The 16425-nt window shown below is 59.5% G+C and carries 13 protein-coding genes; 6 read left to right on the top strand and 7 right to left on the bottom strand.

Annotated elements, in window-relative coordinates; translation table 11 throughout:
- Window positions 1-102: 102 nt before the first annotated feature.
- From exbB to NK667_RS28205, 6 genes are all read left to right on the top strand, one after another.
- On the top strand, window positions 103-1071 hold the full coding sequence (gene exbB, locus NK667_RS28230; RefSeq protein ID WP_054617045.1) for a tonB-system energizer ExbB: 969 nt from the start codon (window positions 103-105) through the stop codon (window positions 1069-1071).
- Between the two features lie 6 nt (window positions 1072-1077).
- Window positions 1078-1506 carry a TonB system transport protein ExbD gene (gene exbD, locus NK667_RS28225; protein ID WP_008150131.1) on the top strand — a complete coding sequence of 143 codons (429 nt, stop codon included), beginning with the start codon at window positions 1078-1080 and terminating at the stop codon, window positions 1504-1506.
- The gene (locus NK667_RS28220; protein ID WP_054048428.1) at window positions 1503-2249 is read left to right on the top strand and encodes a TonB family protein; all 747 of its coding nucleotides are present in this window, start codon (window positions 1503-1505) and stop codon (window positions 2247-2249) included. Before exbD ends, NK667_RS28220 begins: the two co-directional genes overlap by 4 nt.
- A 265-nt stretch (window positions 2250-2514) precedes the next feature.
- Complete coding sequence (locus NK667_RS28215; RefSeq protein ID WP_054048426.1) at window positions 2515-3444, top strand: hydrogen peroxide-inducible genes activator; 930 nt, start codon at window positions 2515-2517, stop codon at window positions 3442-3444.
- Window positions 3445-3453: 9 nt separating this feature from the next.
- Window positions 3454-5529, top strand: coding sequence for an ATP-dependent DNA helicase RecG (gene recG, locus NK667_RS28210; RefSeq protein WP_054617046.1), 2076 nt, complete (start codon window positions 3454-3456; stop codon window positions 5527-5529).
- A gap of 78 nt (window positions 5530-5607) precedes the next feature.
- The gene (locus tag NK667_RS28205; protein WP_054048422.1) at window positions 5608-7008 is read left to right on the top strand and encodes an aminoacyl-tRNA deacylase and HDOD domain-containing protein; all 1401 of its coding nucleotides are present in this window, start codon (window positions 5608-5610) and stop codon (window positions 7006-7008) included.
- A 113-nt stretch (window positions 7009-7121) separates the two neighbouring features.
- On the opposite strand, the gene NK667_RS28200 is transcribed toward NK667_RS28205, so the two are convergent.
- The 7 genes from NK667_RS28200 to NK667_RS28170 all read right to left on the bottom strand — a co-directional run bounded on the left by NK667_RS28200 (window position 7122) and on the right by NK667_RS28170 (window position 16424).
- On the bottom strand, window positions 7122-8495 hold the full coding sequence (locus tag NK667_RS28200) for a delta-60 repeat domain-containing protein (protein ID WP_054617047.1): 1374 nt from the start codon (window positions 8493-8495) through the stop codon (window positions 7122-7124).
- A gap of 149 nt (window positions 8496-8644) precedes the next feature.
- Window positions 8645-9031, bottom strand: coding sequence for a hypothetical protein (locus NK667_RS28195; protein WP_054048418.1), 387 nt, complete (start codon window positions 9029-9031; stop codon window positions 8645-8647).
- 198 nt (window positions 9032-9229) lie between these two features.
- On the bottom strand, window positions 9230-10948 hold the full coding sequence (locus NK667_RS28190; protein ID WP_236708652.1) for a tetratricopeptide repeat protein: 1719 nt from the start codon (window positions 10946-10948) through the stop codon (window positions 9230-9232).
- On the bottom strand, window positions 10945-11430 hold the full coding sequence (locus NK667_RS28185; RefSeq protein WP_330220022.1) for a hypothetical protein: 486 nt from the start codon (window positions 11428-11430) through the stop codon (window positions 10945-10947). Before NK667_RS28185 ends, NK667_RS28190 begins: the two co-directional genes overlap by 4 nt.
- Window positions 11417-11965 (bottom strand): hypothetical protein, encoded by a 549-nt coding sequence (locus NK667_RS28180; protein WP_054048414.1) that lies wholly within the window; start codon window positions 11963-11965, stop codon window positions 11417-11419. The genes NK667_RS28185 and NK667_RS28180 overlap by 14 nt, the downstream gene beginning before the upstream one ends.
- A gap of 34 nt (window positions 11966-11999) precedes the next feature.
- Window positions 12000-13964 (bottom strand): tetratricopeptide repeat protein, encoded by a 1965-nt coding sequence (locus NK667_RS28175; protein ID WP_249574179.1) that lies wholly within the window; start codon window positions 13962-13964, stop codon window positions 12000-12002.
- Between the two features lie 24 nt (window positions 13965-13988).
- Entirely contained in the window at window positions 13989-16424 is a 2436-nt protein-coding gene (locus NK667_RS28170; RefSeq protein ID WP_054617048.1) for a PEP-utilizing enzyme, read from the bottom strand.
- Window position 16425: the final 1 nt, after the last annotated feature.

Here is a 16425-nt window from a genome sequence, read left to right as displayed (position 1 = left end):
CTGTTAACAAGAATTACTTGCAATAATGCCGGCCACTTTTGTTCTCGGCCTTACGAGGCCTGGAAGAACATTCACCCTATTTTTCTCTCAGGTCCGGCCAGCATGACACGCAATCAATTCCCCGCTTCGCCAACCAAACGACCTCGCGCCTGGAGCGCTGTGGCCGCCCTGCTGCTCAGCCTGATGCTGGCGCCAACCGCCGCGTTCGCTGATGCAACAGCACCCGCCACCCCAGCCGCTGCGACCGCTCCAGCCCCTGCTGATCACGCCGCTGCACCGGCCGCAACCGATCCGGTCCAGGCTGTTGACGCCACTGCTGCAGACGACGCACCTGAAGTCCTCGAACCCGACAACACCCTGGGCATGGCCCACGACCTGTCGCCATGGGGCATGTACCAGAACGCCGATATTATCGTGAAAATCGTGATGATCGGCCTGGCCATTGCCTCGATCATCACCTGGACCATCTGGATCGCCAAAGGCTTCGAGCTGATGGGCGCCAAGCGTCGTCTGCGTAACGAAATCGTGCACCTGAAGAAAGCCACCACCCTTAAAGAAGCCAGCGCCACCGCGACCAAGCAAGGCACCCTCGCCAATTTGCTGGTTCACGATGCGCTGGAAGAGATGCGCTTGTCGGTCAACAGCCGCGAAAAAGAAGGCATCAAGGAACGTGTCGCTTTCCGCCTCGAGCGCCTGGTTGCAGCGTGCGGTCGCAACATGAGCAGCGGCACCGGCGTGCTCGCCACCATCGGTTCCACCGCGCCGTTCGTAGGTCTGTTCGGCACCGTGTGGGGCATCATGAACAGCTTCATCGGCATCGCCAAAACCCAGACCACCAACCTCGCTGTTGTGGCTCCGGGTATTGCCGAAGCCCTGCTGGCTACTGCGCTGGGTCTGGTTGCGGCGATTCCTGCCGTAGTGATCTACAACGTCTTCGCCCGCTCCATCGCCGGTTACAAGGCGCAGGTGTCGGACGCCTCTGCTGAAGTCCTGTTGCTGGTCAGCCGTGATCTGGATCACCTGCCGACCGCTGAGCGCTCCACGCAACCCCACGTGGTCAAAGTAGGGTAATCAGCCATGGGCTTGCATTTGAAAGAAGGCGCGGACGACGATCTGGCCGAGAACCACGAAATCAACGTCACGCCGTTTATCGACGTGATGCTGGTGCTGTTGATCATCTTCATGGTGGCCGCGCCGTTGGCTACCGTGGACATCAAGGTCGACCTGCCTGCTTCCAGCGCCAAACCGGCGCCACGGCCAGAGAAACCGGTGTTCCTCAGCGTAAAAGCTGACCAGCGCCTGTTCCTCGGCGAAGACGAAGTGAAGGCCGAAGCACTCGGCGCCACACTCGACGCCCGGACCAAGGGCAAGAAAGACACGACGATCTTCTTCCAGGCCGACAAAGGCGTGGACTACGGCGACCTGATGAGCGTGATGGACAACCTGCGCTCCGCCGGTTACCTGAAAGTCGGTCTTGTCGGGCTTGAGACGGCAGTCAAGAAATGATCACGACGCGCCATAAGCTGACGCGTTACAGCGGGAGCCTGGCCGTGGTGCTGGGCGTGCATGCGCTGGCCATCGCGCTGGCGGTGAACTGGACCGCGCGCCCGCCCATCGAGCTGCCACCGCAGGCGATGATGGTGGAACTGGCGCCGGTTCCGGCCCCGCCACCGCCGGCACCGCCCAAGGTGATTACACCGCCGCAACCACCGGCCCCGGTGGAAGAGCTGCCGATCCCGAAACTGGCTGAAGTGCCGAAGGCAGAAATTGCCGTGCCGAAACCGGTCAAACCCAAGCCCAAGCCGCAACCGCCCAAGCCTGTAGAGAAAAAGCCGGAGCCGCCGAAGGAGAAACCGTCCGAGGCCAAACCGAGCGACGCGCAACCGACCCAGGCACCGACTGAGAAGTCCGCGCAGCCAGCGCCGGGTCCTTCGCCCGCGCAACAGGCCGCCAAGGCCAGTTGGCAAGGCACCCTGCTCGCTCACCTGGCCAAGTACAAAAAGTACCCAGCCAGTGCGCAATCCCGGGGCAAGGAAGGTTTGAACCGCCTGCGCTTCGTGGTCGATGGCGAAGGCAATGTGTTGTCGTTCGAACTGGTGGGCCGCTCCGGCAACGCCGATCTGGACCGGGCCACCCTGGAAATGATCAAGCGCGCCCAGCCGCTGCCTAAGCCACCGGCCGACATGCTGAACAACGGCTCGATCGAAATCGTCGCACCGTTCGTTTACTCGCTGGAACGCCGTCGATAAGACACCGCAAGTCCCATGTGGGAGCGGGCTTGCTCGCGAAGAGGCCATCACCTCCAACATCCACGTTGGCTGACACACCGCTTTCGCGAGCAAGCTCTGCTCCTACAGGTTATGCAACAGCCAAAAAGGCACCGAAAGCTGCCTTTTGCATATCCACCAGCGGCAAACGCGCATTGCCCTGTGTCACTCAACACACTCTCTCTGATAACGTGCGTCTATCGATTGCAGCCGGTATGCTTGGCCCGCAACTTCATGGACGCTTGCTATGACTCTTACAGAATTACGCTACATCGTTACCCTCGCCCAAGAGCAGCACTTCGGCCACGCGGCCGAGCGTTGCCACGTCAGCCAGCCGACCCTGTCGGTGGGCGTGAAAAAGCTTGAAGACGAACTCGGTGTGCTGATTTTCGAGCGCAGCAAGAGCGCCGTGCGCCTGACCCCGGTCGGCGAAGGCATCGTGGCCCAGGCACAAAAAGTCCTGGAACAGGCCCAAGGCATCCGCGAACTGGCTCAGGCCGGCAAGAACCAACTGACCGCCCCGCTGAAAGTCGGCGCGATCTACACCGTCGGCCCGTACCTGTTTCCGCACCTGATTCCGCAACTGCACCGGGTCGCCCCGCAGATGCCGTTGTACATCGAAGAAAACTTCACCCACGTGCTGCGCGACAAACTGCGCAACGGCGAGCTCGACGCGATCATCATCGCGCTGCCGTTCAACGAAGCCGACGTGCTGACCCTGCCGCTCTACGACGAGCCGTTCTACGTCTTGATGCCGGCCCAGCACCCGTGGACCCAGAAAGAAACCATCGACGCCGGCCTGCTCAATGACAAGAGCCTGCTGCTGCTCGGCGAAGGCCACTGCTTCCGCGATCAAGTGCTGGAAGCCTGCCCGACCCTGGGCAAAGGCAACGACGGCGCCAAGCACACCACGGTGGAATCCAGCTCCCTGGAAACCATCCGCCACATGGTCGCCTCCGGCCTCGGCATTTCGATCCTGCCGCTGTCGGCGGTGGACAGCCACCACTACGCGCCCGGCGTGATTGCCGTGCGTCCGCTGTCGCCGCCAGTGCCATTCCGCACGGTGGCCATCGCCTGGCGCGCGAGCTTCCCGCGGCCGAAGGCGATAGAAATCCTCGCTGACTCCATTCGCCTGTGCTCGGTGGCCAAGCCACAAGCGCCGGTGGTGGCCGGTTAAGTCGCTGCCATGACCGAGTTGTCGCAAGTGTCGGTAACGGCACTCAAGGGTGTCGGTGAAGCCATGGCCGAGAAATTGGCCAAGGTCGGCCTGGAGAATCTCCAGGACGTACTGTTTCACCTGCCGTTACGCTACCAGGACCGCACTCGCGTGGTCCCGATCGGCCACTTGCGACCCGGCCAGGATGCGGTGATCGAAGGCACCGTCAGCGGCGCCGACGTGGTCATGGGCCGACGCCGTAGCCTGGTGGTGCGGATACAGGACGGCACCGGCGGGCTCAGCCTGCGCTTCTACCATTTCAGCAATGCCCAGAAAGAAGGCCTGAAACGCGGCACGCGGATTCGCTGCTACGGCGAAGCGCGGCCCGGTGCATCGGGGCTGGAGATCTACCACCCGGAATACCGCGCCATCACGGGCGACGAGCCGCCGCCGGTGGATGAAACCCTGACGCCGGTCTACCCGCTCACCGAAGGCCTGACCCAGCAACGCCTGCGCCAACTGTGCATGCAAACCCTGACCCTGCTCGGCCCGACCAGCCTGCCCGACTGGCTGCCGACCGAACTGGCCCGGGACTATCAACTCGCGCCGCTGGCCGATGCGATCCGCTACCTGCATCACCCGCCCGCCGATGCCGACGTCGATGAACTCGCCCTCGGCCATCACTGGGCCCAGCATCGCTTGGCTTTCGAAGAACTGCTGACCCACCAATTATCCCAGCAGCGTCTGCGCGAAAGCATGCGTTCCCTGCGCGCCCCGGCGATGCCGAAAGCCACCAAGCTGCCGGCCAAATACCTGGCCAACCTCGGCTTTACGCCGACCGGCGCCCAGCAACGGGTCGGCAACGAAATCGCCTACGACCTTAGTCAGCACGAACCGATGCTACGGTTGATTCAGGGTGACGTTGGCGCGGGTAAAACCGTGGTCGCCGCCCTGGCCGCACTGCAAGCGCTGGAGGCCGGTTATCAGGTCGCATTGATGGCGCCGACCGAGATTCTTGCCGAGCAGCACTTCATCACCTTCAAGCGCTGGCTCGAACCGCTGGGCATCGAAGTCGCGTGGCTGGCTGGCAAGCTCAAGGGCAAGAACCGCGTCGCCGCGCTCGAGCAGATCGCCAACGGTGCGCCGATGGTGGTCGGCACTCACGCCTTGTTCCAGGAAGAAGTGCAGTTCAAGAACCTGGCGCTGGCGATCATCGACGAACAACACCGTTTCGGCGTCCAGCAGCGCCTCGCGTTGCGGCAGAAAGGCGTCGGCGGGCGGATGTGCCCGCACCAGTTGATCATGACCGCCACGCCGATTCCTCGGACGCTGGCCATGAGCGCCTACGCCGACCTCGACACCTCGATCCTCGACGAGCTGCCGCCCGGCCGAACACCTGTGAACACCGTGCTGGTCACCGACACCCGGCGCGTCGAAGTCATCGAACGGGTGCGCGGTGCCTGTGCCGAAGGGCGTCAGGCTTATTGGGTCTGCACGCTGATTGAAGAATCCGAAGAGCTGACCTGTCAGGCCGCCGAAACGACTTACGAAGACCTCACCGCCGCCCTCGGCGAGTTGAAGGTCGGGCTGATCCACGGGCGCATGAAGCCTGTCAAGAAAGCCGCAGTCATGGCCGAGTTCAAGGCCGGCAACCTGCAACTGCTGGTCGCCACCACGGTGATCGAAGTCGGCGTCGACGTACCGAACGCCAGCCTGATGATCATCGAAAACCCCGAACGCCTCGGCCTCGCGCAATTGCACCAATTGCGCGGCCGCGTCGGTCGTGGCAGCGCCGCCAGCCATTGCGTGCTGCTCTACCATCCGCCGCTGTCACAGATCGGCCGTCAGCGCTTGGGCATCATGCGCGAAACCAACGACGGTTTTGTCATCGCCGAAAAAGACCTCGAACTGCGCGGCCCCGGCGAAATGCTCGGCACGCGCCAGACCGGTCTGCTTCAATTCAAAGTCGCGGACCTGATGCGCGACGCAGATTTACTGCCCGCCGTGCGCGATGCAGCCCAAGCCTTGCTGGAACGCTGGCCGGATCACGTCAGCCCATTACTTGATCGTTGGCTGCGCCATGGGCAGCAATACGGCCAAGTGTGAGCACCGTCGCAGTTTCTGGACCATGGTTTTAAACAAGGTGGTTATACTCCTGCCATTGTTTGCAAACGGATACAGACCATGACTGAAGCTGCCCTCGCCCCTGAAACCCCGCACGCTCCGTCTGTTATTCGGCTGCTGCTCGGCAAACTGGGCATCGCCTACGAAGAAGTCCTCGACCATCACGGCCTGAACGCCGCGCGTAAAGTGCAGGCGGTTTTGCTCGACGATGCGGTCGGCGCGCTCATGGTGCTGTTCCCGCAGAGCCAGTTGCTGGACCTCAATCGCCTCGCCGAACTGACTGGCCGCCGACTGACCGCCGTGTCGACCGAGCGTCTGGAGAAGATGCTCGGCAAACACAATCTGAGCCTGTTGCCCGGCCTGCCGGCGCTCACCAGTTCGCCGTGCCTCTACGAAGAAAGCCTGCTGCGCGAGCCGAAGTTGCTGATCAACTCCGGTGAGCCGAACGTGCTGCTGGAAATCTCCAGCGACGATTTCAAAAGCATGCTGACCAAGGCCAGCGCCGCCAACTTCGGCGAAGCCCTGACCAGCATCCGCCCGAACCTCGACCGCCCGGACGATGACCGCGAGGAAATCACCCAGGCCGTTCAAGCGTTCACCGCGCGGCGCATCCAGCAACGTCTGGAAGCAACCATCGAGATTCCACCGCTGGCCGAAACCGCGCAGAAGATCATCAAACTGCGCGTGGACCCCAACGCTACCATCGACGACATCACCGGCGTCGTCGAAACCGACCCGGCCCTGGCCGCGCAAGTCGTGAGCTGGGCGGCATCGCCGTACTACGCCTCGCCGGGCAAGATTCGCTCAGTGGAAGACGCAATCGTCCGCGTGTTGGGTTTCGACTTGGTGATCAACCTCGCACTGGGCCTGGCCCTCGGCAAGACCTTGAGCCTGCCGAAAGACCATCCGCAACACACCACGCCGTACTGGCAGCAATCGATCTACACCGCCGCCGTCATCGAAGGCCTGACCCGCGCCATGCCCCGCGCCCAGCGCCCGGAAGCCGGCCTGACCTACCTCGCCGGTCTGCTGCACAACTTCGGCTACCTGTTGCTGGCCCACGTCTTCCCGCCGCACTTCTCGCTGATCTGCCGCCACCTGGAGGTCAACCCGCACCTGTGCCACAGCTACGTCGAGCAACACTTGCTGGGTATCAGCCGCGAACAGATCGGCTCGTGGCTGATGCGTTACTGGGACATGCCGGACGAACTGGCCACGGCGCTGCGCTTCCAGCACGACCCGAGCTATGACGACGCGTACTCCGAATACCCGAACCTTGTGTGCCTGGCAGTGCGTTTGCTGCGCAGCCGCGGGATTGGGTCCGGGCCGGACGAGGATATTCCGGATGCGTTGCTGGAGCGGCTTGGTTTGACCCGCGACAAGGCCAATGATGTGGTCAGCAAAGTGCTTGAGGCTGAAGTGCTGCTGCGCGAACTGGCTTCGCAATTTACCCAAGCCTAAAAGCTTCGCGGGCAAGTCGAATCGTCGCACCGCTCGCTCCTACAGGGACTTAGGCAATCCCCTGTGGGAGCGTGGCTCGCAATTCACCTCGAGTCTCATATCGCGCAGCCGCTCTAGCCCAGATAACGCAGGACGTTGCCCCGCGGCGGAAGAGGACCGAAGGAGACAAAACCGCAAACAACGATGTTGTTATCCGCCGTCACCGCGCTGTCCCTGAATAGATCAATCGCGCTATCGTCATTGAACTCAACCCAGCCGCCTCCACCAAACGCCTTATCCAGCGAGCCATTAAGAAGGTATCGCGCCGTCACCAGCGAGTTTCGCTCATCCATCAAACTGCTGCTGCCTTGCCCTGAGACGATAATGGCCAGGACGTTGCCCGAAGCATCTTTTTGCAAGGCACTGCGGCGCCATGACTCCCCTTGCTCCAGAAGGTTGGTGAGCAACGGGCGACCATTATTGAACACTATGTTGAAACTGCCCGTGGGATTCAGCGCAACAATCAGTCCTGCACGCCTGAAGTCATCTTCGGCGGAGCCCGTCGCAATGATTCCGCCGTCTGGCTTCAGGGTGATCGAACCAAGAACCAACCATCGACTGGTGTCAGTGATCGTCACGACACCGTTTTTGCTATCGCCGTACTGACGATCAATCTCGCCATTCTGGTGATAGCGAATCACATAAGCATCCGGCGATTCATGCGAACTCTCACGACTGAAATCACCACTTACCAGCACCTTCCCGTCCTCCTGAACGGCCACGCCGGAAGCGTAATTCCATCGATGGTTGATGTCTGGCAATTCGACCTGAACAACCCCCTTGCCATTGAAGGTTTCGTCCAGCGAGCCATCCGGATTGAGCCGTATTACCAGCCCGCGCAGATTATCGAAGGCGTATTGAATCGTTGTGACCAAGAGAATTTTGCCGTCCGCTTGGTCTGTGACTGAAACGCCGCCACTCTCTGCACTATCGGTTTTATTTTCATCAAGATTGCGATCATGGCGGCGAGTCAGGAGCTTGGCATCGTCCCCCGGCCGAAGCCCTAAAAGCTCGGCAATATTAATAAGCACTTTGCCGTCTTTATTCTTGCCAAATGTGTTGTCCAGCCGACCATCCTGAAGCTGTCGCACAACCGCCAGTTCCACGCCGCGAACCGGATGCTCGGCCGTTCCGGTGATCAACCATCCACCATTTGCCGCTGGACGCAAACGGCTCGGCGAAAACCAGGTGTCGTCTGTGAAAGGGATTTCGACAATACCGTTTTGCCCGAACGACATATCGAGCGAGCCATCTTCAAGCAGTTTTGCCACCTTGGCAGCCGAAGCATCCGATTTTGTCAAGTTCAGCACAAGGAGTAACTTATTTTGCGCCAGTGGAAGTACTGCGGTAGCAAGACCCGCAACGTCTTTGAATGGCTGAGAAACGATACCTTCAGCACCGAAATTAGGGTCTAAAGTCCCCGCAGCTGTTGCTTTTACCTGACTCATGACCGCACTCCATGGTGGTTTAAATCAGCCCCCGCAGGGACGACAGCCACAGTGAAACACGGCGCCAAAAATGCTGAGACCTGTCATAACTGACAGTTTTGCAATCTTTAAAAGCCAGATTAATGGCTTTCCAGGCCGAGACCTCTCCCCTACCGCGAAACAGAAGGCTTTTTCTTCGGCTTCAGATATTTAGTCAACCCCTGGAACCAGATCACCAGCGCCGGGTTACCCTTGATCTGAATCGACTTGTCCTGAATCCCCTGCATAAACGCCAACTGCTTGTTCTTCGCCTGCATCGTGGCAAAGCCATACGCCGCATCTTTAAAGGCAATCGCAAACGCCGGCTCGGCATACACGCCAGACTTGCTGGTAATACGCTGATCCTTCACAAAGAAATGCCGCGCCACTTTCCCGTCCAGGGTCTGTAGCTGAAACACCAATTCCTTGTCACCCAACTGCTGTTGAAATGCAGGATTAGTCCGACTGGCCTTACCCATCAACAAACCCAGCATCCACAGAAGAAAACGAAATTTCATGCGTGCAGCCTCAAAAGGAAAATGAACGGCTGGCGGAGTGTAGCGAGTTTGGGGGATAACGACACTATCGGGTTACGTTGGAAGAAGATGTAGCGCTTTTTGGCGTCAATGACTGCCAAGTCACACAAATCGTCTGACAAAACATATCCATGTAGGAGCTTGCCGAAGGCTGCGATCTTTTGATCTTCAAGCTCCTAATCACTCCACCGTCTCATTGCTGCGCTCTGCCACTCGCGCGGGAATCTTCAACGCCTTATCCGCGTCAGTCATCAACGAGGCGTACTGCTTGTAAGCCTGTGCAGCCCGCACTTTATCTTTCAGTCCCCAGTAACTGTCCGCGAGGTTTAGATAGGCCACGGTCCGGCCGGGATTTCGGGCAATCACGGCGTTCAACAACTCGACGGATTCTTGGTAATAACCGGTTTCACCCAATAGAAACCCCAAGTCGTTAGACCAACCGGGCAACTGAGGGAAGTCATACTTTGAAGCGATGTAGCCTTCTGGGTCGCATTGGCCTGCGTTGTTGTACATCAGGAAGCTTCCCATCAACTCCCGGACCGCCTCGGTCTGCCCTTTTCGATGCAGCGCCAACGCCTTGTCGAGCTTTTCCGCGACGTCAGTCATCATCAATTTCTTGTAGTCGGCAGACTTAGGGTGCAAGTCAGACAGCTGCTCAAACGCCCTGCGCCCATCGAAAGACGCCAATGACTTTTCGCCGATCACGCCCAGAGGCATTTCTCGAACACCGACAATCGAGTGATCGCAGGCCTCATTGTTCGTTACCTGCAACACGTTTTTCAGCTCAAATTGCCTGGAGTTTTTGTTGTAGCGAAACACCAGGTTGAAGTTATAAACGGCGTTATCTTCTTCGCTGCTGACCAGTACAAGGGCGCTCCCGGCTTCGGCAGAAGACTGTTTGACCGATACGGAGTCACCTTGTATATCGATGATCTTAAGCACGCCTGCCGGGTTGCTGATTATGTTGACGCCGAAGACATCGCTCATGGCCGACGAGTATTGGCTCTTGATCAATGGCAAAGCATTGGAGGTATCCAGCAGGATGTCGTCGCCAGTGCCGTGTTCGGGTGTGATCTGCAGACGGCGGAAGTCTGCCCCGGTGGCGCCGGACAGTACAGACACGTTTTGACGGGATGCATCGCCCAATAAGCTGGCCTGCTGCTGTTTGATCACCGTTGGCGGGTTAGCGTTGGCACTCGGTTGCACTGCCTCCCCCGTACTCAGCGAAGCCGTTTCTTTCAAGGGAAGCGCGCAGCCGGCGTCACACGCCATCTTCAAAAACTCAGGCTCATCCGTCCCTTCAAACAGGTAAGTTGCCGCGCCATTGCGTTGCCCGTCGCTGTACACCGGCACACTGACCGCCAACGAACCCGCGACCGAAGGTGCGGGGGCATGATCCGCAATCGTTACCACGTTGGCTTCGACATCCTTGCAGAGCGTCTCCAGGGACGACTCCAACAGTCCCCCCGCACGGACCAACTTCGCATTGACCGGACGGCAGTCATAGCCATGCCAGTAGGGGCCAACCTGCATGGAGATCGCTAATGAAAAAATGTAGACATGCTTCAGGACGATCTCTTTACCGTCATAACTGAAGACCACCCAACGGCGCGACTTGGCGGAAGAGTAATTTTCACTGTCCAGGATGTATTGGCTGCCGGATCGATACAGCGCGTTTGTTAATATCGAGCCCGCGTCTTCCGGGGCGTCGAGCAGTCGCTTTCCTGAGCCGGCATCTAAAATAAAGCCGTCTGAATTCAAGGCAACCGAACAACTACCGGGCGCCTTGCTATAAGGCTCACAGATCGTGGCGTGGGGGAAAACCAACTCAGCGGCACCCGCGCCAAAGCTCAATAGCGCCATCAGGAGCATTGAAATCTTCAAGGTAAACAGCTTCACCACTGACACCCCTTCTCAGCAGAAGACTCAATCAACGGGTGGTGATCAAACGCATACCGCTTTTTGCTTTTAGCGTTTGTGTACGACATGCCGTAAATCAGCGCACCTTGGCGAACCATGACGTATTCACCCGTGACGGCGCCGCCAACGACTTCCACCCACGTGGTGGTGAATTGAAAAGGCCGGCCCTCGGACATTTCTTCTTGCTCAGTACTTTTGAATACCAGCGGGATCGACTCTTTGGACGTCCCATACCTGGCGCCCGCCCCGCTCCACTTGGCGGCTTCATCACGGTAGATCCTGAACTCCAACTTTATGTCTTTGCCTTCCAGGGATTGAAAACAGTCGATTTCCGTTTCCACTTCGCTGTGAGCGAATGCGGGGAAGGCCAGCAACATCAGCATCAATAACTTTTTCAAAGACAACTCCCTTGTTTTGACTAGTCCCGCACCCTTGCGTCCAGCCAGATCAAGGCTGCCCATAGGTAATCCTTTTTATTTCCAGGCTTTCCCCGCGAAGGTCTTTCGCGGTCACGCCGTAGGCTTTGATCAACGCTTCAGATGAGCCCTTGGAGCCAAACGAGCGGTAAGCATTGCTGTAGGAGTACATTTCCAACTTGCCCGCCGTTGAGTAATAGCCATGCCATTCAGGGCAAGCACCACAACCGCCGTAACCACCAATCGCGACCAGACTGCCCTTGGCGCCTTTAATGCAATCCATCGCCACCACCACATTTTCCAACATCGAGACAGTGGTGCCGTCCGTGGTCAATTGGGAGACCTTGCCGATGTCGCGTCTGAGCACTTTGCCGTTGATGTTGATGGTCTGGTCGGAGCACACCGGAATCACCTGGTCCTGCCCCTCTTGCACCGTCACCGACTGGCAAGACGAAACCAATGCCACTTCGACGCCACCGCATTGCATGACGTCGCGCTGGGTGTAGGCATCCGTTGAGGCGGCGCAGACTGACATTGCGAACAGCGCCGAAACGCTACCCACGCAAAAACGCTTAATCATGAAAAAGCCCCTGTTCTAGCATTCGCCGAATCGTTTATTCGTCCTTGATTTTCAACAGCCGGAATTCGTTGCTCACAAACTCGTAATAGCGAATCCGGTCACGATTCTTCAGCCGTTTACCCTTCAGGTCTTCTTTGGTGTCGACAGTGATGCCGGAGACGATGATCAAGTTGCTGTCGGGCTGGTAAGACAGTGTCAGCAAGTTGCCGTCGTACGCATTGGGCAAACCTGCCGCGACCTCGCCCGTCTGTGCGTCCAGCACCTCGACACACATCGTGCTGCCGCCACAGCCAACCTTGTGCAGAACGTAGTGCCCGGCGAAATTGACCTTGCCGGCGAGGGCTTGTGCTCGTGCTTCATCCATCCATTGGTTGCTGTTTTCCTGGGGCGCCAGGGCGTGGTTTGGACCGGCAAACACTTGGGTGACGTTGAAGTCCTTGAAGGATGGATCGGCGGCGAAAGACAAAGAGGCGACACTCGTCAGGACGCAACCCAATAAAATCGAAAGTCCTTTCATGCTGTAACTCCTGAGTAAATTCACTGTTCCCATTGGCATCCCTTCTCCGGAGAAAAGTCGATACTCCAGTTGTGAGAAAAGTCGTACTGCTTGCCATTCGAGACCCCGGCATTCAATCGAGAAATCCTGCACTTCGTCCAGTCCCCAACACCCATCAAAACTGAACCGGTAAATAACCTGATAACCCGTATCCGGCTTTTGCAGTTTCACCGTCGCTGACGTGTCGCTCTTGTCCACGACCTGCAGCGTCAGCCCTTGCGTCTCGCGCGCCTTCGCCTCCGGGATCAGCGGAAATACCAGCTCGCTGCGATCCAGCAACGTACTGACCTGCTTCGGCTCAGGCTCGGCGTCCACCGTGATCTGCTTCTTCATCGGGACGTGGGTGAAGGCTTTTTGAATGGCTGGGCTTTCCATGAAGTCGGCTAAAAACGCCTCGAAATTCTTCGACGGGCAGGCCAATGCCTGGGGTTCCTCAGCAGGTTCTTGCGCCAGGCACGGCTTGGCCGCGTCGACCGTTATGCCCTGAGCAATTAGTTGTTCCGCGTTGGTGCGCGAACCTTCCTGCCCCATGTTGGCCGCCGCCAGGTAACAGGCCAATGCCCGTTGCGAATCCTGAATGCCCAGCGTGCCGCGCTGAAAGGCGCTGCCGAGGTCGTTGAGCGCATAGGGCGCACCTTGCGCAGCGGACCTTTTCAACGCCGCCAGGGACTTTGCCGGGTCGGCGCAGGGGCGCGGGTCGCCATACTCGCCTTCGTCGCAATAAAACCCGGAAAGTGCATGGCTGGCCTGCGCGAGCGTTCGGGAACCTTGAATATAAAGTTCGAGGATTTTGCTGTTGTCCAGACGCGGCGCCTGCCCTGAAAGGCTGACCGACGCGGCGGCATACGCGGCCTGATCGTTACCTTGGGCGGCACCGTCCAGATAACTGTCCAGGGACGAAATATACAATTGCACATCAGCCGGATACCCCGACTCGTTCGTCAGCGCGTCATACAGCGCGCCTCGCTTGAGGGCGCGGGCACCCGGCGCAGCGCGCAGTTCCCCTTGTTGCGCGGACAGCACTTTTTCCAGTGACCAGTCTTCGACCCGCACCAATTTCCAGCAGTCGCCGAACTTGAACGTGAGGACCTTCAGCACTTCGCCTTTGCGGTCGCGGACGAACACATAGTTGGGCAACTGAACCTGCAGGCTCAGCCCGGATTTGGCGATGTAATCCGCAGACAGTTCGACCAATGATCGCGGGCTCAGCATCGGCACTTGGCGTTGCACCACCCGGGGTTTCGACCCGGTGGAAACCACTGACAACTCAATCACCGGAGAAGCGATAAAGGCTGGCTGAGTGTCAGCATTCGCCGTAAACGCGGTGACGAACTCCGCAAAATTAGCGCTGGGGCATTGCACCGCAACCGGCTCCGTCGCGAACGCCGCCGACGACATCACCGCCGCCACCAGCGCCAGGCACCCACGCTTCAAACCCGCCACAAGAGAATTCCTTTTCATCAAAAACTACTTCACCAACGTCAGTTCACCATCGCGATACAGCACCTCACACCCCAGCCACGCCACATCGACCTGAGGCAGCACCGCCGAAGGTTTGCGCAGTTCACGCAACAAGGTCGAGCCGTGGGACAAGCGCCCACCCATGCGCGCAATCACCGCCCGCGCAGCCTGATAGTGCGCGTGGCGACCGGGGTCCAGGGTGTCTTCGAGCAAAATGTCATCGCCCAAAATGCCCTGCACTTGCCCTGGATAAATCATGAATCCCGTCGCGTGTTCGGTGCCTTCGCGACCGTCCTGCCAGAAGCTGCCGTCGCGGCTGCGAATGTCGGGATGCGGCGCGAACCAGTGCGCTCGATCAGCCGCCGGCATCGCATGGTGCAGGCGAAAGAAGATTCGCATCAGGTTGTCGCGATACCACTCGCGCACTTGCAGGTAGTAACCGCGCAGGCCCGGCAGGCCGGTCGAATGAACCACACGGATCAGCCCCGACCATTGCGGGAAGGCCTGCAACGGAAGATCAGTCGACGTTGGACGCGGCGTGCCTGGATCGGTCTCCCACGGCAATCGATGCGGGCTGTTTTCAAGATCGTCATACGCCGTTGGCGGCCGCCCCAACAGATCACCGCCACTGCTGGCCAACGAGGTAGCGATGCACAAATTGCCCTGCACCACGAACACATAAAACCGGGTGAACCAATCGGCGAGTTGCTGACCGTCGGCGCCTTGTGCGATCAGCTCAGACAGTTCCTGATCGAAGCGTTGCAACCCCCTTTCCAGTGTCAGCAAATGCCCGCGCGCAATGCGTTGCATCCGTAGAAACAAGGGCAACGAACGCAGCATTCGCAATGGTCGCCAAGGCAGATGTGGCGTCGCACCGCCGACTTCACCGGCATAGCTGCTGGCAGAAATCCCCCAGTCCGCCAGCCGCGCCAGAAACAGATCATTGTTGATATACGAAGCGCCGCCAAACACCGCGGTGAATGGCTCGTTGTCCTGCAACACCCGCGAATCCCAACGCGCCATGATCGCCGGAATACTCGCCGCCGCACGCCGCTGGGCGTACTCCACGAACACGCTCGGTTGCGGCGGCAGGATCTCGGCGATGTGGGCGGCGGTCAGGTGCCGGCGCCAGCCGTAATCGCTGATCGGCCGGTATTGCAGCAGCCAGAGCTGCTGGCCGTCCCAGGCCCATTCGACGTCGCCGGGCACGTAGTGAAAGACCCGCAATACGCCTTGCAGGAAGCGCCACAACAGGTCCGCCGTCAGACCGTGGGAGGGCTTGAACGTGTCGCTGCTCCACGATTCACCGAGGCGCGAAATGATCGAGCGCTCGGGACTCACCTGGCCATCGGCCAAGGATTCGAGATGGCCTTCGACCCACTCCAGTTCCACCGACAGATGCCGCACAAACCCGATCCCGGACACCTTGGGCGTGATGAAGCGCTGCACCACCACTTCTTCCACGCCCGCCTCGCTCAACTCGGTAATGCGCGCCGGCACGTTGGTCGTCAGTTCGCGCAGGAACGTGGTGCTCAACCCTGCATTCGCCGCGTCGGCCTGGTCCTCACCATAACTGGAAGAACGCACCGCCCACGTGGCGTCCGGTTGGCTGGCAAGGAACGCAGGCAACCGCGAATCGAGAGCATCGTTGAGTGACAGCGCTGGCGGCACCGCTTGCCCGGCCAACTCGGCCAGACGCAAGCGACCTCCCTTGGTGTGCGCGACGAATCCGCGCTCGCCCGACTCCAACCACGCGGCGAACTCGGCGGGCGAGTCGATCCACGGGTAATGACCCCAGCCGGTTTTCAGGCAGACAGTCAGATCAGCACGCGCCAGAATCGCCGACCACGCCGCAGCCTGGGCGATGCCGAGCACGTTGTCCTGATCGCCCCACACCAACTCGACCGGATCGGTGATCCACTCCAGCAGCGGCAACGCCGTGTCGGCCCGCACCAAGTCCCAATGCGGCACAAACGCGCGACAACGGGCATACCCGGCGCCCATGCGCTGATACTGCGCGGGCGTCCAGGTCTGGTTAGAGAATTTGTGTTTGAACAGCGCAGGTTTATTCGCCAGCAGCCAATGAATGGTCTTGCGAATCGGCAGCGGCGACATCAGCGCCGGCAACCGTCGCTGCCACAAAAATGCCCCGACCGGCGCCAGCAACACGCTGCGGCAAAAGTGCCCTGGCTGACGTTGCAGCGCATGCAGCACCAGCAGCGCGTTGACCCCGACCGCCATGATCGCGCTGCCCTGAACCGTCATCGCCAGCAACGCCTGAGCGTACGCCGCGAGGTCTTCGCAGGGCGCCTGTGGATTGTCGCCGAAGCCCGGCAATTCGAGCGGCACCACCTGATAACGCTGAAAGTGCGGCAGCGCGTCATCCCACCAATCAGCGGCGCCACCGTTGCCGGCCAGCAGGTACATCACAGGCTTGTTCATG

This window comes from Pseudomonas nunensis, assembly GCF_024296925.1.
Lineage (GTDB): Bacteria > Pseudomonadota > Gammaproteobacteria > Pseudomonadales > Pseudomonadaceae > Aquipseudomonas > Aquipseudomonas nunensis.
This window is presented reverse-complemented; position numbering and strand designations above follow the sequence as displayed.